Consider the following 20119-nt stretch of genomic DNA (forward strand, 5'->3'; position numbering starts at 1 on the left):
CATGTACCAGGCCAGGCTAAGCCGAGGCGCCTAACAGCGAGATGACAGTGGCCGTTCGGCCCCTGTAACTCGCTCCGTCACAGGGTGGGGGCCATGAGCGATGAGAGTACGAAGGCGACGATCGAGGTCATCGGTCTGCGTAAACGCTTCGGGCCACAGCTGGCTCTGGACGGAATGACGTTCACCGTGCGGCCCGGACGGGTGACCGGCTTCGTCGGCCCGAACGGCGCGGGCAAGTCCACCACCATGCGCGTGATCCTGGGCCTTGACGCGGCTGAGGAGGGAAAGGCCCTGGTCGACGGGGTGCCGTACCGCACCCTGCGTCGCCCGCTTCGGCATCTGGGGGCACTGCTCGACGCCTCCGCGCTGCAGCCGAGCCGCACTGCTCGTAACCACCTGCTGTGGCTGGCCCACTCACAGGGCGTGCCGGCCCGGCGGGTGGACGAGGTCATCGATCAGGTTGGCCTGGGCACGGCGGCCCGGCGCAGGGCCGGTGGCTTCTCGCTGGGCATGCGCCAGCGCCTGGGGATCGCGGCGGCGCTGCTCGGTGACCCGCCGGTCGTCATGCTGGACGAGCCGTTCAACGGCCTCGACCCCGACGGCATCGTGTGGATGCGCGGCTTCCTGTCGTCGCTGGCCCGGCAGGGCCGCGCCGTCCTGGTCTCCAGTCACCTGATGAGCGAACTCGAAGACACCGCGGACCATCTCGTGGTGATCGGCCGCGGCCGGGTCGTCGCGGACGCCAGCGTGTCCGAGCTGCTCGCCGAGGCGTCCGGCGGCCGGGTCACCCTGCGTACCTCCGCGCCTCCGCGCGCCGCCCAGGTCCTGCACGGCACGGGCGCGACCGTTCTCGCCACCGGCCCCGACACCCTCGGCGTCACGGGCCTGCCCTCCGAGGAGATCGTGGCCCTGCTCGCCCGGAACGGGGTGCCGTTCTCCCAGGTGTCCGCGCACCGGGCGACGCTCGAAGAGGCGTACATGGAGCTCACCCGGGACGCGGTGGAGTACCGGGGCATCTCGGCGGGGGAGGCCACGCGATGACCGCCACCCTCACTCCTCGCCCCCCGGCCACGAGGCGCGCTGAGCGGGGCGGGTTCCTCAGGACGCTGCACGCCGAGTGGACGAAGTTCCGTACGGTACGCGGCTGGGTCCTCGCCATGGCCGGGGCGCTCCTGGTGACGATCGTGGTCGGCCTGCTCGGCACGGCCGCCCCCGCCCCCGGCGGTCGCGGCGCCGACTCCGCCTCGTACCCGAAGGGCCCCGGCGGTGAGGCCGTCAACGACAGCTTCTACTTCATCCACAAGACGCTCACCGGCGACGGCACCCTTACCGTTCCCCTGCGGTCGCTGACTGGTGTGGCCGATACCGGGACCGGCAAGACGGCCCAGGGCGCCCAGCCCTGGGCGAAGGCCGGGATCATCGTGAAGGAAAGCCTCACCCAGGGATCCCCGTACGCGGCGGTCATGGCCACCGGCGGCCACGGCGTGCGCATGCAGGACGACTACACGCACGACACGGCGGGCCCTTCCGGCAAGGTCTCCCAGGAGTCCCCGCGCTGGCTGCACCTGGTCCGCTCCGGTGACAGTCTCACCGGTTCCACCTCCACCGACGGCTCCCACTGGACCCAGGTCGGCCATGCGAAGCTGCCGGGGCTTGCGCGCACCGTGCAGGCCGGGCTCTTCGCGACGTCACCGGAGGCGAAGCAGGACACGGCGGCGGTCGCGGGCTTCAGTCCCGCCGTGGCCACCGGCACCTTCGGCCGCCCCGCCCTCACCGGCGACTGGTCCCAGGGGGCGTGGCGCGGCACACAGGTGGGCGGCGACGCGGGCACCTCCGGCAGCTACACGAACACCACCAAGGGCGGCTTCACCCAGACCGACGGCGGCGGGTTCACCGTGACCGGGGCCGGTGACATCGCACCGGTCGTCGGCGGCCCCGTCATGGGCGTCGGCTTCTCCGTCGAGAACTTCCTCGTCGGCACCTTCGCCGGACTGATCGTGGTGATCGCCGTAGGCACGGTGTTCATCACCGGCGAGTACCGGCGTGGTCTGCTGCGTACAACCATGGCGGCAACTCCCCTGCGGGGCCGGGTGCTTGGTGCCAAGGCGCTGGTGGCCGGGGGTATCGCGTTCGCCAGCGGCCTGGTCGCCGCCGCGATCACCATCCCTGTCGGGGAACGCAGCGCGCGCGGCAGGGGCTTCCATGTCTTCCCCGTCACGTCGGCGACCGAAGTGCGCGTCATGGTCGGCACCGGCCTGCTCTGCGCGGCCGCCGCCGTGCTCGCTCTCGGCGTCGGTGCCCTGCTGCGGCGCAGCGGCACGGCGGTCGCCCTGGTCATCGCGTCGATCGTGCTGCCCTTCCTGCTTGCCACCTCCGGCGTACTGCCCCCGGGCGTCTCGGAGTGGCTGCTGCGGGTGACCCCGGCTGCGGGCTTCGCCATCCAGCAGACCCTGCCGCGGTACGCGCAGGTGCTCAACGTGTACGAGCCGTCGACCGGCTACTACCCGCTGGCGCCATGGGCCGGCCTCGCCGTGCTGTGCGGATACGCCGCGCTCACCTTCGGTCTGGCCGTGGTGCGGCTGCGCGGGAGGGACGTATGAGTCTCCTGAGCGGTGCACGACTCACGAGCACGGCGGACGGCGCGTGGCGAGGGGACTTCGGCCGCGCCCTGCGCGCGGAGTGGACGAAGCTGCGCACGGCAGGGGAAATGGGCAGGTTGCTCCTGCTCACCATCGCGGTGACCGTGGCCGTCGGCTGCGGCACCGCCAAGGCCGTGAAATGCCCGGACGCGGGGTGCGGCCAGGACGCCGTCAAGCTCGCCCTGACCGGCGTCACCGTCGGGCAGGCGGTCATCGCCGTCTTCGCGGTGCTGGCCGTCAGCGGCGAGTACGGCACCGGGATGATCCGAACCACGCTCACGGCGGTGCCAAACCGGATCACCGTTCTCACCGCCAAGGCGACGGTCCTCACCACGGTCGTCCTGGCCTCCGGGACGGCCGCCGTCCTGGCCTCCCTCCTTGCCTGCCGCTACATCCTGCCCGGTAACGGATTCACCGAGGCGCACGGCTACACCCCGCTGTCCCTGGCCGACGGCCCGACCCTGCGCGCGGCCGTGGGCTCGGTCCTCTACCTCGCCCTGATCGCCCTGCTCGGCCTCGGCGTGGCGACGGCGGTACGGGAGGCGGCGACCGCCATCGGGATCGTGCTCGGGCTGCTCTACCTCTTCCCGGTCGTCACCCAGGTGGTCAACGACCCGGAGTGGCAGCGCCACCTCCAGCAGATCTCGCCCATGACCGCCGGACTCGCGGTCCAAGCCACCGTCCATCTGCACGAGCTGCCCATCGGCCCATGGGCCGGCCTGGGCGTGCTCGCGGCGTGGGCCGCGGCCGCACTGCTGGTCGGCAGCCTGCTGCTGCACAGGCGCGACGCGTAGCGGAATGGAGTCGACCGCGAGCGCGGTGGCTTCGGGCCCCAACGACTTGGGCACGGACCGATAACAGGTATGCGACGGCCACCCCGGCTCCCTGCACCGCTACCCCTTCAGGTAGCGGTGCAGGGAGGTCTTGAGGATGCCGGTCTTGACGCTGATCTCCCCGTAGCTGGCGCCTTGGCCTTGGAGCAGACGCGCGTACTCGATCCTGTCGGCTGGGTGGGCCACGGGCCGGCCGATGCGGCGGCCTGCCGCTTCGGCCACGGCGCGGGCGTGGGCGGCCCGCTCCGCGGTGAAGGTCCGCTCCATCTCGGCTAACAGGGCCAGTAGTAGGAAAGCGATACGACCCATGCCCTCGTTGGCGGTGTTGATCGGCAGCGGGTCGGCCAGTGAACGCACCCCGATCTGCTTCTCGTTCAGATCGTGGACGAGGTTGAGGACTTCGCGCAGCTTGCGGCCGAGCCGGTCCAGGGTGTGCACCACGATGGTGTCCCCGGGACGGGCGTAGGCGAGCAGGTCGGCCAGGCCGGGGCGCTCGACGGTAGCGCCGCTCTTCTTGTCCACGTAGATCTGCTTCTCGGGGATGCCCACCTTGTCGAGGGTCGTCGACTACTTGCAACTCGCCGAGGTTGAGCAGAACCGCAACATCACCCGCGAGCAGGCCGTTGCGGCAGTGTCCCGCGGTGCGGCCGCGCTCGCCCTGTCCTTCGGCACGCACTACATCGCGGATCGGTGCGGGGCGCGGGCACGACGGTGAGCGCGGATGTTCCTGAACCCTCTGCGGACCCGAGCCGGGGTGAGCCGGTCGGAGGTGGTGGGTTTCTCCCAGGGCCGGCGGAGGTCCGCGGCCAGCGGCCGGGCGAGTCGGAGCTGGGTGTGAGCGACGATCAGGATCCAGGTCCAGCGGTCCGCGGCCTCGGGCGTGCGGAGCTTCGGGGTGGTCCAGCCGAGGGTTTGTTTCGCGAAGCGGAAGGTGTGCTCCAGATCGAAGCGGCGGAGAAATGCCTGCCAGAAGCGGTCCACATCGTCCAGGGTGGCGCCGGTCTTGGAGGACCACAACCACACCGGCGGGGCATCCCGACCCTTCGACAGGTGCTCCACCTTCAGCCGCAGCAATGTCCCCTCGACCAAGGGTAGTTCACCGTCGTGGTCCAACCAGGAGGAGCGGTGGGTGAGCCGGGGGTGGACCCGGTCCCACGCCTGGGTTTCGGCCTTGCCGTAGTTGGTGGTGTCCGTGACCGTGGTGATCGCGGGCTCGGGCCAGGTCTCCGGCTTGGTGAAGCGGAATTCCGGACCGTGCTTGGGCGGCCGGCCGTTGACTCCAGGCATCCTTGGTGGCTTCGGCAGACGCATCACACGGTCGGAGCGGACGCGGCAGCATGAGGGCCGGCCCGGCGTCCTGTTGGCCGACGGCACTGAGCCGGGCCCGGTGTATTTCGATACCGGAAGCGGGCCGACGGTGCACCGGAGTATTGAGTGGTGGGTCTACGACGGCACGCTTAGCGCCCCGCTCGCCACCGAACTGCGCGGTGCGTGCTCGTGCAGCTGGCGCGGCAGCACCCGGAACAATTGTCAAGAGTTGTGGGTCAGGTGATGCGTGAGGGTGGCGGTGTCTCACTGAGGCTTGATGAAAGCCTTGTGCTCGAGCCTGGCATGCCGGCTCGGAAGGGCTTGCCTACGGGACGCGAGGCTTCAGGGGTCCGACGGCGGTGTCTCGTATGCTCAGCCCATGAGAGAGCCTCATCCGGTCGAGCTGTCCGGGACGTTTGTCACCAGGCGCGATGATCGTTGGTACGGGCGGTTCCGGTTGCGTTTTCCGCAGGTGTCGCCGTGGCCTGACCAGCATCTGACGTTCGCTCGAGTGCGCCCCGGGTGGCGGTCCCTGGTTGAGGAGACACTCTCGGTGGTGACCGCCGAGGTGCCTGGGCAGGTCTGGCCCGTCCATCTGCTCAACCAGGGGGTCCACGGGAGAGGATGGGAGTTCGATCTGGGCCCGCCGGAGGCGGACTACCTCTGCTGGGAGCAGCTGTCGGACGTCTGCTACATCGATATTCGCAACCTCCACCGGCTCATCGACCTGCTGGCCCCAGCTGTGGAGGACGCCCATTTCTTCGTCTACTCGATGGGCGATGGGCTCGACCGGTGGGTCGACGAAGTGCGCATCTGCGGCGGGCGTAGCAGCCTTGTCAGGTGGACCGTCGTGGGCGAGGCCTGGGCTGATTTTCCTACGCTGTGCGCGGAGCTCGCCGGCAATCGCGCTGGGGACGAGGCCTTCGGTCGCTTCCTCACCTTCCTGAGCGATCGGTGAGCCCAGCCACGAATCCGATCACACTGCAGTGCTCTCCACGCGTTCGATGAGGACGCCGTTCTCGAACCTGGCGCCGTAGCGGACGAGCGCGACGAGATGGGCTCCGGTGATCGCGCGCCAGCGGGTTTGGGCGGACTCGACGAGCTTGAACACCATGGCGAGCGCGGCGGCGGGGCTGCCGGCGCCGCGAGTGACCTTGGTGCGGAGCTTGACCGTGGAGAAGGTGGACTCGATGGGATTGGTGGTCCGCCGATGGATCCAGTGCTCGGCCGGGAAGTCGTAGAACGCCAGCAGTTCCTCGGCGTCGTCGGTGATCTTAGAACTGGCCACCCATCAGCACAAACACCGTTGCAGTACTAGCTCCGTACTTCGCGGGTGGCTGAATCGGTTGGTTCGGGTCTGTGGGGGTGTCCGTTGGAGCCGTGGCCGCTGCCGAGGTCGAGATCCTTCGCAACGGCCCGAAGATCACCGAGCGCCTGCTTCGCGAAACCGCCCGCTCACTCGGCTGCCTATGACCGGTGGCAGGCCCGCACTCGCCATCGGGATGCAGTGGGCGTAGCAGCGTACGGACGAATAGTGGGGCCGGGCAGAGTGATCCTGTCCGGCCCCGCTGTCGTCGGTCAGCCGAAGTCGAGCGTCTCCTGTGCGGGGGCGGCCGGGGTCGGTCGGGGCAGTGGTGCGCCGTACTGCTGTGCGGCCTTCCAGCGCTCGGTCAGCTTGTCCTTCCAGCCCTTCGGCGGGGGCCACGGAACGCCCCAGGCGGCAAGCTGGTCACGCTTCCAGCCGCCAGCGGGCGTGCGGGCGGCTTCGATCTCTTCGAGCGATGACGTTCACCGGCTCACCCGCCGATCGGCCCGGCCGGTGTGCAGGAACTGCGCCCGCCCGTTCCCGTCGTCACCGACGAACGCGTGCACCATGTGCATGCCGTGCTGCGGCTCGGCCGGGATCAGCTTGTCGCCGTCGTACGCGACCAGTTCGATCCTTTCCGACGGACCGCCGTCGAGCTCGACAAACACCCCCTTCGGGTTCCGCTGGACCCACAGCCGGCCGTCGGCGTCCTCGCTGACCACGGTGTCACTGACGGACGACGAGTACTCGCCCACGAACCTCGCCGTCTCGACGCGTGGGGCGTTGGCGTCCGGCACCGGGAGCGCCGGCATTTCCACTCCGGCCAGCTCGCGCAACACTCGGCCGACGAGTTCGACGTACAGCGGGTGCGAGTTGCCGCCGTTGGTCAGCAGTGCCACCGCGATGTCGCGGTCGGGAACCACTCGCAGGAAGGCGGACTGGCCGAGCGTGCCGCCGTCGTGGCCGACCACCGCGCCGCCCGGCCAGTCGAAGAGCGACCAGCCGAGTCCCCAGGCGTCGCCCATCAGACCGAGATCCAGCAGGTCCACCTCGCGGTGCCGCATGGCGAGCGCGCTCTCCGGCGTGAGCACCGCCGTCCCATCGGGCCCCCTGCCCCCGTCGAGATGCATCCGCGCGAACGTCAGCAGATCCCGCGCTCGCATCGCCAGCATCGATCCTGCGGGCGCGTTCGACCGGGGCAGTGCCCAGGCCTGCGCGGGCTGCGGCTCGGCATCCTGCTCCGGCGAGAGGTGCCCCGACGCGGCACGGAACCTGACAGCCTCGTATGGGCTGGGGGCGGCGTGGGTCAGCCCCAGTGGCGTGAACAGGTGGTCGCGCAGGCTGTCGTCGTAGGACTTGCCGCGCAGCACCTCGACGATGCGTCCGAGCACACAGAAGGCGGCGTTGTTGTACGAGAACATCTCGCCCGGCGCGAACAACTGGGGCACGCCGGCGAGGAGGGTGACGAGCTTGTGCACCGCGTCGTCGCCGCGTCCGGTGTCGAGGAAGATGTCGCCCTCGAAACCGGAGGTGTGGCACATCAGCTGGCGGACGGTGATCTTCGCGGATGCTGTCTCGTCACCGACGGCGAATTCGGGCAGGTACGCCCGGACCGGGGCGTCGATGTCGAGCGCGCCCTCGTCGACGAGCTGCATCGCCAGCGTGGTCGTCCAGACCTTGGTGATCGAACCGATCTGGAAGACGGAGTCCGCAGTGGCCTCGACGCCGGTGTCCTTGTTCAGTACCCCGGCCGCGCGGTCGATGACCTCGCCGTGTGCGTATACGGCGATCGATGCAGCCGGCACCTTGTACTCGGCCAGCAACTCGGGAAGGCGACTTTCCAACCAGCTACAGAGTTCATTGAGTTCGGACATGTGCACCTCTTGTCTCTGCGAGGGAGAACGGGTGATTCCGGGAGGGTACGACCTACGCGCTCGTGGCCGATTCGTGAGAAACGACGAGAACTGGCGATTCCTTCATCGCGGCCGACGAAACACCCGGCCGCCGGAATGGGTTACCGCCGAAGCCAGTCCACCGCGCGGGCGGCGGCGAACCCGATGAAGGCGTCACGCTCGGGAACTCTCGATCGGGCGTCGACGGCCCTGGTGAAGACGCCGACTGCGTACCGGCCGCCGTCCGGGTACTCCACCACCCCGATCTCGTTGCGCAGCGAGGGCAGCGTTCCGGTCTTGCCGCTGATCCTGACGTCGTCGTCCGCGAAGCCGGAGCGCAGCCGGTGCGGCCACAGCTGCAGTTCCAGCCAGCGCCGGACGTCGGCGCACGCCGCCGCGGGCGCTGCTTCGTCTCGCCAGATCAGGCCCAGCAAACGGGTGCTTTCCGCGGCGGTGGTCCGGCAGGTCTCTTCGGGTGTCAACGCACGTAGCCTGGCGAGTTGTTCGGCCGGCAACGCGGCCAGGATGCGTTCGTCGTCCTGGTAGTCGATCCCGAGGTCCTCGCCGATCGTGCGCAACAGCTCCCCGCAGTCGTGGGGGACGGCCGTGTGCGGGAGGTCGAGCCGCCGCAGCGTCTTGGCGACCGCGGCCTTTCCCACCTTCCCGAGGATCAGGTCCGTGGCGACGTTGTCGCTGATGCCGATCATCAGGACGGCCAGGTCGTACCAGGACATCGTGACGTCGTGGCGGAACGTCGCAAGGCCGTACGGGCTGGCGGTCGGATGTCCCGGTGCCACCGCGATCCGCTCGGCGAGGTCGAATTCACCGTCGGCCGCCTGCCGGGCAAGTTCCACTGCCACGGGAACCTTGAACACGGACGCGGTGACCACCGGTTCCTCGGCGTCGATGCCCATCTGTCGCGGGCCGTCCAGATCGGCCGCGTGCAGCCAGACGCGGACGCCGACTTCCGCCGCTCGGGCGGTGATTGTCGCGACCAGTTCCGATTCGGTGACCATGGGGTGATCCCTTCTTTCTGTCCGGTGCGGACTTTCTGTCCGGACCGGATCTTTTTGCTGGTGCGCCGGCCGGCTACTTGGTGCCGGTCGGCGGGAAGTTGAACTGTTCGGCGCGCTGCGGGACCCAGAACGCGATCAACGCGGTGAGCAGCGTGGTGCCGATCAGGAAGCCGAACGCCGCGGTGTAGGAGAACGCGTCCGCCAGCCAGCCCATCGCCAGCGGCGCGATGACTCCGGCGACCTGGCCGCCGAAGTTCGTCATCCCGGCACCGAGTCCGGCCACCGCCGTGGGAAGCACCCGCAGCGGAAGGCCGAAGACGCACATCGTCGCCATCCCGAACACTCCGACGGCCAATGTCTCGTAGACCGTGAATGTCGCCGCGCTGCCCGCCGACACCATCAGGGCGAGCAGGACCGAGGTCACCGTCGCGATGGACACCAGGTACCACCTGGCCTTGTCATGGAAGTACCGGTCGAACAGCCAGCCGCCGAAGATGGTCGTCGTGAAGCCCACCAGACTCGGGATCGCCGACAGCACGCCGGTCGCGTTCAGCGACAGGTGTCTGGCCTCGAGCAGATAGCTGGGCACCCAGGTGACCAGGCCGTAGCTGAGCATGTTCATCGCGCAGAACAGCACCGCGAACTTCCACACGGCCGGGGACTTCAGCACTTGCGCACGCGAGACTTCGGGCGTCGTCACCGCCGTTTGCGGGAGCCGGCTGAGCCGGTCCGGCAACGCCTTGGGCAGGAGCGCCCACAGCCCGATGCCGATGGCCGCGCCACAACCCGCCATCCAGAGGAAGGTGTGCCTCCAGCCGATGGCTGTCAACAGTGGGGCGACGAGCAGGGGTGCAAGGCCGGCGATCCCACTGGCGGACAACATCACGCTGGTGGCGGTTCCGCGTCTCTGCGGTGTCGTCCGTTCCGCGATGGCTTTGAACGACGCCGCCGGGAAGGCGCCCTGACAAGCACCGAACAGGCCACGGAACAGCAGGAGCAGACCGAAGGTGCCGGCCATTCCGGTCAAAGCGGTGAACAGCGACCACAGCACGAGCGTGATCAGCATTGGTTTGCGGGAGCCATACCGATCGGCCAGGTAGCCAGCCGGTATCTGGCAGATCATGTAGACCAGCGCGAAGACGGTGACCAGCGAGCCCTGCGCGGTCTTGCCGAGATGGAACTCCTCTCCGATCGACGGCAGAGCCATGCTGATGGAGAACCGGTCGATGTAGTCGATCGACCAGGCGCACAGCATGACCACCATCGTGATCGTTGCTGTCCGGTTGACCCGCTCAGGTGTCCAGGTGTCCTCGGTGACCACCGCGGTCATGGTTGCCTCCGTACCGCTGCGTCGGGGGTGATGGCCCATCCTGGACATCAGGTGACGCAGCGGATTCGTGGAGTTCCACAAACCTTCAGGTGGTGTTCGGGCGGTGCGGACGAATGTTGACTCGTTGCGGCGACCGGCCTCTGCTCATGGTGCCGGGCGTGTGGAGCCGGAGTTGCAGCATCGCCGCGAACCGCTCGCCAGGGTCGTCGAGGTTGATCTCACCGACCTCTGCGACCCGTCGCAGTCGGTACCGGAAGGTGTTGGGGTGCACGTACGCCGCGGCGGACGCGGCGGCCACGTCGCCGAAGGCGTCCAGCCAGCACGACAGCGTGTGGACGAGTTGCGACTGGTGCCGGGCGTCGTAGTCGAGCAGGCGGGCGACGGGCCCGGTCGCCACGTCCCCGCGCGCGGCGGCCAGATCGGCGAGGTCCAGCATGAGCGCGTCGACGTGGACGTCCTCCGCCGTGGCCACCCGCCGGGCGCCCTCGTTGGCGAGCAGCACCCGCAGCGCCCGGTCCGCGCCGTCGCGCGAGCGGCTGAGTCCGGAGCCGTCGAGTGCGGGCGGGCCGATGCCGATCGCCGCGTCCACGCGCTGCCCGGTGCGCTCCAGGAAGGTCGACGCGACGCGGATCGACCGCTCCTGGCAGTCCGCCCGGCCTCCCGGCATCGGCACGATGCCGTAGGCCACGTCGCCCACCAGTGCCACGGCCGAGCGCGCCTGGACCGCACTCAGGTGCATGGCCAGCGCGTCCGCGACCCGCTGGCGATCTGCGACCCGGCGCAGACCGTCCTCCGTCGACGGATCGGCGTCCGAACCACCGAACAGACCCAGTGCCAGCACGACCGCGGGCTGCCCCACCAGCCCGAGCCGCGCAATCGCCTCCGGTGCCCCCGCGCCGCCTTCGAGGGCGGTGCTCACCAGGTCGGCGCGCAGGCGGCGTTCGACATCGGCGCCCGCACGCAGACGCAACATGTGGAGCGCGACGAGCTTGCCGGCGTCGATCAGCGCCTGCGTCCGCTCTTCGGACAAGGGCCCGGGCACCGCCGCCCAGATCGAGCCGAGGATCTCGTCGCCGGCCCGCACCGCCAGCGCCACCCGGGGAACGGTCATCGTCTCGTCGTGGAGCGGATCGACGTACACAGGTGTATGGCCGCGATGGAGACGCTCGAAGACGCCGTTGCGCGCCAGGCCAAGCGTGAACCGTTCCGGTACCTGGCGGCCCAGGATCGTCTCCACTCGGGACTGGTCGGCCTCGTCCTGGCGGCCGGAGAAGGCAAGCACCCGTGAGCTGCGGTCCTCGATGGTGACCGGCGCGTCCAACAGCGCGGCCACGGCGTTGGCCAACGCGAACAGGTCGCCCGACGGCATGCCGCCCAGCGTCTGCGGCGAGATGTCGCCGATGTCTCCCTCGACGAGCAGGGTGCGGAGCATGGCGGCGACCTGCGCCCACGAGGCGCCTCGGGTGAGTCCGAGCAGTGCGACGCCGGACTCGTCAGCGGCCCGCCGGATTTCCACGGTCGCGGTGAAGGGTGACCGGACGACGAGCGCCGCAGCGCCCTTGCGGCCGAGTTCGTACAGGAAACGGACCACGTCGTCCGGTTCGTGGAAGCCCACCCCCAGGACGACGGCCTGGGCGGGGAACTGCGCCTCGTCGAGCGGGTCGTGGATGACTACGCCGCTCAGCTGCCGGCGCGTGCCCCCGCCGCCGGCTATCGACTCCAGCAACACGTCCCCCAGGTTCTCGAGAACGCGCGCCAGGCTTGTGTGTGGCTTGCCAGACGTCGGTGTCAGCACCGCCCAAAGGTAACTCCGGCCGCACCGGAACCTGTTGGTCCGATCCGACCGGATTTCACGGCGAGTTCGTCGCGTGCTACGAACCGAGCCACACCGTCGAGGTCGTGACCTCCGCCAGCAGGTCGGGAATCGGGGTGACGCCGAGGCCCGGCCCCTGGGGCACGCTCAGGTATCCGTCCTTCAGGACGAACGGTTCCGTGATGTCGGTCCGGTAGAACCGGTCCGACGCCGAGGTGTCGCCGGGCAGGGTGAACCCGGGCAGCGAGGCGAGCGCGACGTTGGCCGCCCGCCCAAGCCCGGTCTCGATCATGCCACCGCACCACACGGGGATCCCGTGGGCGGCGCAGACGTCGTGCACCCGCCGTGCCTCAAGGTAACCACCGACCCGGCCGGGCTTGATGTTCACGATGCGACAGGCACCCAGCGTGATCGCGTCGGCAGCGGAACGGGCGGACACGATCGACTCGTCGAGGCAGATCGGCGTGCGGATACGACGGGCCAGCTCGGCGTGGCCCAGGAGGTCCTCCTCGTCCAGGGGCTGCTCGATGAGGAGGAGCTCGAAGGGATCCAGTCGGGCGAGCTGGGACACGTCGGACAGCGTGTACGCCGTGTTGGCGTCGACCTGCAGCAGCACATCGTCGCCGAAGCGCTCCCTCACCGCTCGCACCGGCTCGACGTCCCAACCGGGTTCGATCTTCAGCTTGATCCGCACGTAGCCGGCGTCGAGATAGCCGCCTACGGCGTCCAGGAGCTGTGGGACGGAGTCCATGATGCCGACCGAGACCCCGCAGGGCACGGAGTCCCGGGTGGACCCGAGCGCGGTGGCGAAGGACAGGTCGTGTGATCGGAGTTCAGCGTCGAGCACGGCCATTTCGAGTGCGGCCTTCGCCATCCGGTGACCCTTGAACCTGGCCAGGCGGGGCGCGACTCGGCTCGCGGTGACCTCGCCCTCCATCAGGGCCGGGACCAGGAAGTTCCGCAGCACGTGCTCGGCCCCGTCGACGTACTCCGAGGAGTAGAGCGGCTCTTCCATCGTGACGCACTCGCCCCAACCCTCGCCGTTCGGTGTCACGACTCGTATGAGCAGCAGTTCCCGTACGTTCTGCGTACCGAACGACGTCCGGAACGGTGCCACCAAAGGCATCTGGACACGCAGAAGTTCCACACCATTGGGCTTCATGACGACTTCTCCCTTGAGACCACGTACCAGCCGGCACGATCGAATCCGATGACCCTGGCTTCCTCCGCCATCAGGCCTCCCAACACCTCCCGCAGCGCGACGCGCCACGCCTGGCCCTGATCCGGGTCCGTGCGCCGGAGTGTCTCGATGTCGGGCGGCACGGCGACCAGCACGACCGGCCCGTCGGCCACTGCGGTCAGCGGTCCCCCGTCAGGTGCGACCGACAGGGCAGGGGCCGCACCGCGCTCTCGCAGCGCGGCTACTTCGACTCGGGCAGCCTCACCGAGCGAAGCGGTGGACGCCGCCGGGGCGGAAAGCTCCCAACGGACCATCAGCCGGTCGGTGTCGCCGGCGCCGTTGATGCCGTCGCGCATCGGCCCGTAGAAGTCGGGCAGGTAGCGCGCCGGGCCGGCGCCGAGTTTGGCCAGGTTGAAATACGCGTTCCGCCGCACCAGGGGATCGAACGTCCAGGTGACCAGCGAGACGTCCTGGCGCAACGCCCAGGCGCGCTGGTGGAGTTTGAGGGCGAATCCGATCCCCCTCCCGAGCCCTCGCGGCGCCACGCCGGCGATGTGGCTGTGCAGGCTCGCCTTGGCCGGGCTGCCGAAGAAGCCGAGGCAGGCTCCCAGCAGCTCCTCCCCTTCGTACGCGCCCGCGACATAGTTCCCCGCCGCGGCCATCGCCCGCAACAGCTCTGTCGTCACCGGTTGGGCACCGGTGCCCGGCTGCCAGATCGATGCGAAGAGCCGGCGGACATCGGTCAGGTCGGACACCTCGGTCAGGTCCCGGATTTCCACACGTGAGGCGGCGGCAGCAGCGGTCGCGGCGGCCAGCGCGGCTGTGCTCACGGCCGGGGAAACCAGACCTGGCTCATATGTCGCAAGATCTCTCACGGGACTTTCCTTTCCGGGCTTACCCGGGCGGGTCACCGTGGTGCCGCACCAGGGTTGTCCGCCGCGTTCGTCGTAGCGCACAGAGTTCACTTCGCCAGCACGGCGTCGATCGGGGCGGTGCGCCGTGGCAGTTCGGCTACGACGACGTGTTCGTCGTCCGCGTGCGTACCGCCGCCCACGCCGCCGAGGCCGTCGAGGGTGGGGATCCCGAGGCCGGCGGTGAAGTTCCCGTCCGAGGCGCCACTGACAGCGGCGGCGGTAAGAGCTCCGAGGCCGAGTTCGGCAGCGATCGTTGCAGCGAGGTCGAACAGCCTCGACGACGCGTCCGCCTGCAGCGGCGGGCGGTTGATGCCACCCGAGATGCGGATCCGCGAGCCCTCGAGTACGGGGCGGAGGTCCCGCACGGCCCGGTCGACCCGCCGCTGCTCCGCCTCGTCCCACACACGTACGTCGACCGCCACGCTGGCGCCTGCGGGAACCGTGTTGGTCGTGGTGCCGGCGGAGAGGGCCGTCGGCACGACGGTCGTGCCCCGCTCGGCGTCGGCCAGTGCCGCGACTGCGAGGATCTGGTGCGCCGCCTCCACCCCGGCGTTCACCCCCTTCTCCGGTTCGAGCCCGGCGTGCGCGGCCCGGCCGTCCACTTCGATCCGGTACAGGGAGGCGCCTTTGCGGCGGCACTTCAACGCTCCGCCGCCAGCCGACGCCTCCAACACGAACACCGCGTCGCAGCCGCGAGCCTCTTCCTCGATCAGCCGCCGCGACGACGGCGAGCCGATCTCCTCGTCACCGGTGACCAGGATCGAAAGACCCGACCGGTTCCCGGCGGCAGCAGCGGCGTGCAGCGCCATCACGACACCTGCCTTCATGTCGAAGCAGCCCGGCCCGCGCAGCACTCCGTCCCGGACGGAATACGGGTGTGTCTCCAGCGATCCGGTGGGCCACACCGTGTCGTGGTGTCCGAGCAGCAGCACACGCGGCGCCTCGCCGAACCGCCACCTCAGGTGCGTGCACCCGTCGATCACCACGCGATCCGGTTCCGTGTCCAGCAGCCTGCGCCCCAGTGCCGCCACGACGCCTGCGCTGCGGGCGACGGCTTCGTGATCGGACGACGGCGACTCGCACCGCACCAGGGTCTCGATGTCCGCGACGAGAACCTCCACCGCCACCTCCGCGCGCGTCGCCGTCATCGCGGCTCACCTCGCAGCGGCTGTCCGGGAAGCGCGTCGACCTGCAGCTCCCCCGCGCTGACCACTGGGACACCACCGACAAACAAGTGCCGCACGCCCACAGACGGCCGCGTGGGCGCGAAGTAGGTCGCGCAATCGGTGATCGCTACGGGGTCGATTACTACGATGTCGGCGTCCGCGCCGACCCCGAGGTGTCCCTTCGCCCGAGCGCCCGGCGCCACCTCGTCGAGGACCCGCGCCGGCAGGTGGGCACACCGCCGGAACGCCTCCGGCCAGTCCCAGGCACCGCTCTCCCGCACCATCACGCGCAGCGTCTTGGTGAACGTTCCCGCGGTGCGCGGGTGCGTCGTTCCCCCGGGTGGCAGTGGCCACTCGGTGCTGTCGTTGCTGCCGTCGGGCCAGAAGACGGGCATCGCGTCACTGGCGACAATCGCGTCCGGGAAGGCCAGCGCCTGGTGCAGCATCGCGAGCTCGCGCGGGTTGCCCTCGTCGAGGAACTCCAGAATGCAGGGCGCCCCGGGGTCGCTGTTCCGCAACTGCCGCAGGCGCCCCTCGTCGGCGATGCGCTCCCCCGATTCGAGCATCACGACACTCGACGGGGACAGGCCCTTCATACGCAGGCGTTCGGCGTCGAGGAAGGCCGCTCCGATCGCCGTGCTGCCGGCCCCGTACGGGTAGGCCTCGACCGTCACCCGAGATCCCGACCGCCGTGAACCGTCCAACGCACCGAGTACCCGGTCGATGTGGTGGCCCGAAGTGCTGTTGACGTGGCAATGGTGCATCGCTGCTCCGGTCTCGGCCGCGGCGATGACGATCTCCTCGGAGCCGTCTGCGGGAGTTCCGGGATCCACCTCGACCAGCTCGCGGACGTGGGTGTACGTCGGCACGCCGGCCTTCGCGGCAAGCCGGGCGACAGCAAGGAACTCGGCAGGCTCACTGTGGGGCGCGTACCCGAGGAGGACTCCGATGCCGAGCGCTCCGGCGCTCAGCTCACCCTCGATCAGGGCCAGCCACTCGGCGAGTTCACGATCGGTGGAGGAGCGCTGCCATGCGCGGTTTCCCAGCACCGCGAGGCCGCTCCCGATCTGTGCGTCGGGCTGGATGCCAGCGAGCACCTGGGCCCGAGCACCACCCCACGAGGCGGAGAAGCCGTAGTGCAGCGGGCGTCCGTCCGCGGCGGCCTCGGCGTACGCACGTCCGATGGGCATGAGGCCCGCTTCCAGGTCGAGGGCCGTCGTCACGCCGTCCATGGCCTGCAGCCGCTGCCCCGCGATGGAGTGCACATGGCTGTGCAGGTCGACGAACCCCGGACCGACGACCAAACCCGTGACGTCGACGACCGCGCATCCCGGTGGCGCGTCGAGCCCTGCGGCGACGGCGCTGACCACGCCGTCGGACACGAGGACGTCGGCGATGCCGTCGAACCCTGTTCCCGGATCAATGACACGGCCACCACGCAAAAGTGTCTGCATGCTTTCGTCTCCTCGTCGAGGACGCACTGGAGCACCTGCTGGCCCACGACCCTAGGAGGGAGATCAGGCACCGCTGTTGGTCCAGGCCGACGAATCCGTGACGGCCTATTCATGCACCTCGACGAACCCGGTACGAAGTACTGCTTCTTCTCCGGGCTGGACGTACCCGGGACGACCGAGCGGCGCAAGATACCGGGAAAGAACGCCGCGACGTTCCTTCGTGCTGCCCGCCTTCAGCCGGGATATCGCGAGGCCGATCGTCTTGCCGCCGGGGTCGCTGTAGTCCAGCGGCACCTTGAGCGTCGCGCGCTGAAAGGTGTCGGGGCCCTTCGCGTCGCAGCGTTTCCACTGGAGCTTCTGCTGCGTGTACTGCCGCAGGGGGTCCTTGGCGGTGGAGGCGTCGGATGCCTTGAACGCGGCCAGCGGTCTGCGCACGCTGCTCGGGATGCAGCCGGGATCGCAGTGGTCGGGGAGGCTGCCGACGGCATCGAGTCCACCCGGCAGCTCCTCGCGGAGTCGGCCGAACCGCCGAAAGTCGTGGCGATCACTACCTTCGAGAACGACGGCTACGTCACCGCCGCACTCAGCGCCGGGGCCAGCGGCTTCGTGCTCAAGCGGCTCCCGGTCCCGCAGATCGCGGAAGCAGTGCGGGTGGTCGCGGCGGGCGAGGCGATTCTCTTCCCGGCGGCCCTGCGCCAGATGGTCACCGCCCGCCCGCTGGGCTCCGTCGAGGCGCTGCCGCAGGCGGCGCTGGCGGGCCGGGAGGAGGAGGTGCTGCGGTTGATGGCCACCGGCCTGTCCAACCCGGAGATCGCGGAGTCGCTCACGGTGAGCCTGGAGACGGTGAAGACACACGTCGGGAACGTGCTGACCAAGCTCGGCGCGCAGAACCGGACCCACGCGGTGGTGATCGCGTACGAAACCGGCCTGGTCGTGCCCGGGGTCGCGGGCTGACGCGACATCAGGTGGCCTGCCCCGGCCTGCCTGTGCCGCTGAACCAGCGTCCGGGGCTCCACGCTCTGGACGCCTCCCCACCCCGGGGCAGGCCCGGCTGTGGGAGCTTGGGGAGTTACCCGCCCTCGCGGCGGGAGAAGTCGGCCGCGTAGGAGTTTCGGGAGGCCCTGCCGATGGCCCGGCCCTCCTCGACACCACCCTGTGCAAGCAGTGAGCGCACGGGTCGGCCCGGCTATGCGGTGTTTCCGTTGCCGCGCGGGTTGCCGGTTGTCGCGCGGGCGGTGACCAGCCCCGATTCGTAGGCCGCGATGACCGCCTGGGCGCGGTCACGGACGTCGAGCTTGCCGAAGATGCTGGTGATGTAGTTCTTGACCGTGGAGACGCTGATGTGCAGGTCGTGGGCGATCTCGGCGTTGTCGAGACCGGTGGCCATCAGACGCCACACCTCGACCTCCCGGGGTGTGAGTTCGCCCAGGTCGGTGGGGAGTGGTTGCGACGCGCCGTGAGGGGCCCGTACGTAGGTGGAGATCAGCCGGGTGAGCAGACGCGGCGCGACGACGGCCTCGCCTGCGTGGACGGTGCGGATCGCCGCGCTCAGGTCCTCCGGCGAGCTGTCCTTGGGCAGGAACCCGCAGGCTCCGGCGCGCAGGGCACCCACGACGTACTCGTCCATGTCGAAGGTGCTGAGGGCCAGGACCCGGCAGCCGGGCAGGGTGGCGGCGAGTTGCCCGGTCGCGCCGACACCGTCGAGGACGGGCATCCGGATGTCCATCACCACGACGTCGGGGCGCAGCCGGCGGGCGAGGGCGACAGCCTGCGCGCCGTCCTCGGCCTCTCCCACGACCTCGAAGGACGGGTCGGGGGAGAGGATCAGCGACAGGCCGCGCCGGACCAGCGGCTGGTCGTCCGCGATCAGCACTCTGATCCTCGGTGTGTTCGGCCGGGTCCTGGTCATCGGTGTGCCCCCTCGTGCTGGACGGCTGCTTCGGCCGCCTCGTCCGTGGTCAGCGGCAGGTCGGCCACCACTGCGAACCCACCGTCGGCCTGCGGGCCGACGGCGAGGGTGCCGCCGTGCAGGGCGACGCGCTCGCGCATGCCGATCAGGCCGTAACCGCCCGAGCCCACCGATGACGCCCCGTCCTGCGGCGGTGTGCTCCCACCATCGTCCCGCACTTCGACGGTGACCCGATCCTGGCGATACGTCAGCCGCAAGTACGCGCGGGCGGGCCCCGCGTACTTGCGGGCGTTGGTGAGGGCTTCCTGGGTGATCCTGAACACCGTGAGGCCGACGGTCGGCGGCAGCGGGCGCTGCGGCCCGTGGACGCTGAACTCGGTCGGTAGTCCGGCAAGGCGGGATTCGGCCACCAGACGGTCGAGGTCGTCGACGCCCGGCTGGGGCTGCGACGGCGCGGACTCCGGTTCGTCGCCGGCCCGCAGCACATCGAGGAGTTGGCGCATCTCGCGCAGGGCGAGCCGCCCGGAGGATTCCAGGGTGACCAGGGCGTCCCGGACCACCTCCGGTCGGGCGAGGTTGGCCCGGGCTCCGCCGGCCATCAGCTGCATGGTGGTGATGTGGTGGGCCACGATGTCGTGCAGCTCCCGTGCGATGCGGCGGCGTTCGTCGGCCACCGCACGGTCGGCGAGAAGTCTGCGGTTCGCCGCCACTTCCCGCTGCCAGCGGTTGACCGCCATGGCGGTGCCGACGACGATCAGGGCGGAGAGGGGCGTGACAGCGGCGTCCTGCCAGGGCGGAATCCGGCCGTGGCTTTGGCTCAGCAACGTCAGCGACACCGTCGCGACGGCCGCGACCGCTGTCACCCGGCCAGTGCAGGCCCTGGCGACTGAGTACAGGGCGACCAGCAGGACGGCACCGAAGTGTCTGGGCAGCGGCGCGGTCAGGGTGGCTGTCGTATCGAGTGCCAGTACGGCAGCGAGCGCCACCACCGGGTGGCTGCGCCGGACGAGCAGCGGCAGGGCTGCCAGCGCGACGAGGAGGAACCCGGCCACGCTCACGGCGTATCGGCCGTCGGGGTCGTCGAAGAACACGTAGCTGAGCAGGTTCATCGCGCAGGCCCCGCCGGTCACGAGTGCGTCGTTGCGGGACCACGGCGGCCCGGCGCTGTCGATGTGCAGCGGCTCCCGGGCATCGCCGGGCCCGATGTGTCGGCGCCTGCGCATGTCTGTTCTCCCTGTGTCCGGCCTTACGGCCTCCGGTACAGAGTTGCACAACAGCTGCAGCGGCAGCACTGGTGGCAGCACCGTCGGCGGCAGCTCGCGGCCCGCGACCAGGCCAGGGACCAGGACCTGGGTCCTG

General features: G+C 69.9%; 17 protein-coding genes and 3 pseudogenes. 6 read left to right on the forward strand and 14 right to left on the reverse strand.

Going from position 1 to position 20119, the window contains the following annotated elements; translation table 11 throughout:
• The first annotated feature begins 93 nt into the window (after positions 1-93).
• Genes ACGFU7_RS39540 through ACGFU7_RS39550 form a run of 3 tightly spaced genes read left to right on the forward strand, consistent with a single transcriptional unit; the run spans position 94 to position 3433 of the window.
• Entirely contained in the window at positions 94-1041 is a 948-nt protein-coding gene (locus ACGFU7_RS39540; RefSeq protein ID WP_393702725.1) for an ABC transporter ATP-binding protein, read from the forward strand.
• Positions 1038-2600, forward strand: coding sequence for an ABC transporter permease subunit (locus ACGFU7_RS39545; protein ID WP_393702727.1), 1563 nt, complete (start codon positions 1038-1040; stop codon positions 2598-2600). Before ACGFU7_RS39540 ends, ACGFU7_RS39545 begins: the two co-directional genes overlap by 4 nt.
• Positions 2597-3433 (forward strand): ABC transporter permease subunit, encoded by an 837-nt coding sequence (locus ACGFU7_RS39550; RefSeq protein WP_393702729.1) that lies wholly within the window; start codon positions 2597-2599, stop codon positions 3431-3433. The genes ACGFU7_RS39545 and ACGFU7_RS39550 overlap by 4 nt, the downstream gene beginning before the upstream one ends.
• A gap of 99 nt (positions 3434-3532) precedes the next feature.
• Here ACGFU7_RS39550 and ACGFU7_RS39555 read toward each other — a convergent pair whose 3' ends face one another.
• Positions 3533-4021 carry a recombinase family protein gene (locus ACGFU7_RS39555; protein ID WP_393702731.1) on the reverse strand — a complete coding sequence of 163 codons (489 nt, stop codon included), beginning with the start codon at positions 4019-4021 and terminating at the stop codon, positions 3533-3535.
• On the opposite strand from ACGFU7_RS39555, the gene ACGFU7_RS39560 reads away from it, so the two are divergent.
• Positions 4014-4187 (forward strand): hypothetical protein, encoded by a 174-nt coding sequence (locus ACGFU7_RS39560; protein ID WP_393702732.1) that lies wholly within the window; start codon positions 4014-4016, stop codon positions 4185-4187. The genes ACGFU7_RS39555 and ACGFU7_RS39560 overlap by 8 nt on opposite strands.
• Here the strand turns inward: ACGFU7_RS39560 and ACGFU7_RS39565 are convergent.
• Positions 4157-4804: pseudogene (locus ACGFU7_RS39565) on the reverse strand (transposase); the annotation flags it as partial. The gene ACGFU7_RS39560 and the pseudogene ACGFU7_RS39565 overlap by 31 nt on opposite strands.
• A gap of 529 nt (positions 4805-5333) precedes the next feature.
• Here ACGFU7_RS39565 and ACGFU7_RS39570 point away from each other — a divergent pair.
• Positions 5334-5738, forward strand: a complete 405-nt coding sequence (locus ACGFU7_RS39570) for a hypothetical protein (protein WP_393702734.1) — start codon at positions 5334-5336, stop codon at positions 5736-5738.
• A gap of 18 nt (positions 5739-5756) precedes the next feature.
• On the opposite strand, the pseudogene ACGFU7_RS39575 reads toward ACGFU7_RS39570, so the two are convergent.
• The 10 genes and pseudogenes from ACGFU7_RS39575 to ACGFU7_RS39620 all read right to left on the reverse strand — a co-directional run.
• Positions 5757-6065, reverse strand: a pseudogene (locus tag ACGFU7_RS39575) (transposase); the annotation flags it as partial.
• Between the two features lie 503 nt (positions 6066-6568).
• Entirely contained in the window at positions 6569-7960 is a 1392-nt protein-coding gene (locus tag ACGFU7_RS39580; RefSeq protein WP_393702735.1) for a serine hydrolase domain-containing protein, read from the reverse strand.
• Between the two features lie 140 nt (positions 7961-8100).
• On the reverse strand, positions 8101-8994 hold the full coding sequence (locus ACGFU7_RS39585; protein ID WP_393702737.1) for a serine hydrolase: 894 nt from the start codon (positions 8992-8994) through the stop codon (positions 8101-8103).
• A 73-nt stretch (positions 8995-9067) separates the two neighbouring features.
• A complete protein-coding gene (locus tag ACGFU7_RS39590) occupies positions 9068-10324 on the reverse strand; it encodes an MFS transporter (protein WP_393702738.1) in 1257 nt (418 codons plus the stop codon).
• A gap of 85 nt (positions 10325-10409) precedes the next feature.
• Positions 10410-12053 (reverse strand): helix-turn-helix domain-containing protein, encoded by a 1644-nt coding sequence (locus tag ACGFU7_RS39595; protein WP_393702739.1) that lies wholly within the window; start codon positions 12051-12053, stop codon positions 10410-10412.
• Positions 12054-12195: 142 nt separating this feature from the next.
• A complete protein-coding gene (menC, locus tag ACGFU7_RS39600) occupies positions 12196-13299 on the reverse strand; it encodes an o-succinylbenzoate synthase (RefSeq protein ID WP_393702740.1) in 1104 nt (367 codons plus the stop codon).
• Entirely contained in the window at positions 13296-14192 is an 897-nt protein-coding gene (locus ACGFU7_RS39605) for a GNAT family N-acetyltransferase (protein ID WP_393702742.1), read from the reverse strand. Before ACGFU7_RS39605 ends, menC begins: the two co-directional genes overlap by 4 nt.
• Positions 14193-14278: 86 nt before the next feature.
• Complete coding sequence (locus ACGFU7_RS39610; RefSeq protein ID WP_393702743.1) at positions 14279-15379, reverse strand: M20 family metallopeptidase; 1101 nt, start codon at positions 15377-15379, stop codon at positions 14279-14281.
• The gene (locus ACGFU7_RS39615) at positions 15376-16851 is read right to left on the reverse strand and encodes an amidohydrolase family protein (protein ID WP_322108585.1); all 1476 of its coding nucleotides are present in this window, start codon (positions 16849-16851) and stop codon (positions 15376-15378) included. The genes ACGFU7_RS39610 and ACGFU7_RS39615 overlap by 4 nt, the downstream gene beginning before the upstream one ends.
• A gap of 105 nt (positions 16852-16956) precedes the next feature.
• Complete coding sequence (locus ACGFU7_RS39620; RefSeq protein ID WP_393702745.1) at positions 16957-17286, reverse strand: hypothetical protein; 330 nt, start codon at positions 17284-17286, stop codon at positions 16957-16959.
• A 10-nt stretch (positions 17287-17296) separates the two neighbouring features.
• Here ACGFU7_RS39620 and ACGFU7_RS39625 point away from each other — a divergent pair.
• Positions 17297-17805, forward strand: a pseudogene (locus ACGFU7_RS39625) (DNA-binding response regulator).
• A gap of 232 nt (positions 17806-18037) precedes the next feature.
• On the opposite strand, the gene ACGFU7_RS39630 reads toward ACGFU7_RS39625, so the two are convergent.
• The gene (locus ACGFU7_RS39630; protein ID WP_393702747.1) at positions 18038-18760 is read right to left on the reverse strand and encodes a response regulator; all 723 of its coding nucleotides are present in this window, start codon (positions 18758-18760) and stop codon (positions 18038-18040) included.
• Positions 18757-19983 carry a sensor histidine kinase gene (locus tag ACGFU7_RS39635; RefSeq protein ID WP_393702749.1) on the reverse strand — a complete coding sequence of 409 codons (1227 nt, stop codon included), beginning with the start codon at positions 19981-19983 and terminating at the stop codon, positions 18757-18759. The genes ACGFU7_RS39630 and ACGFU7_RS39635 overlap by 4 nt, the downstream gene beginning before the upstream one ends.
• Positions 19984-20119 lie beyond the last annotated feature (136 nt).

Origin of the sequence: Streptomyces sp. NPDC048473, from assembly GCF_043200155.1 — a bacterium.
In the GTDB taxonomy this organism is placed as follows: Bacteria; Actinomycetota; Actinomycetes; order Streptomycetales; family Streptomycetaceae; genus Streptomyces.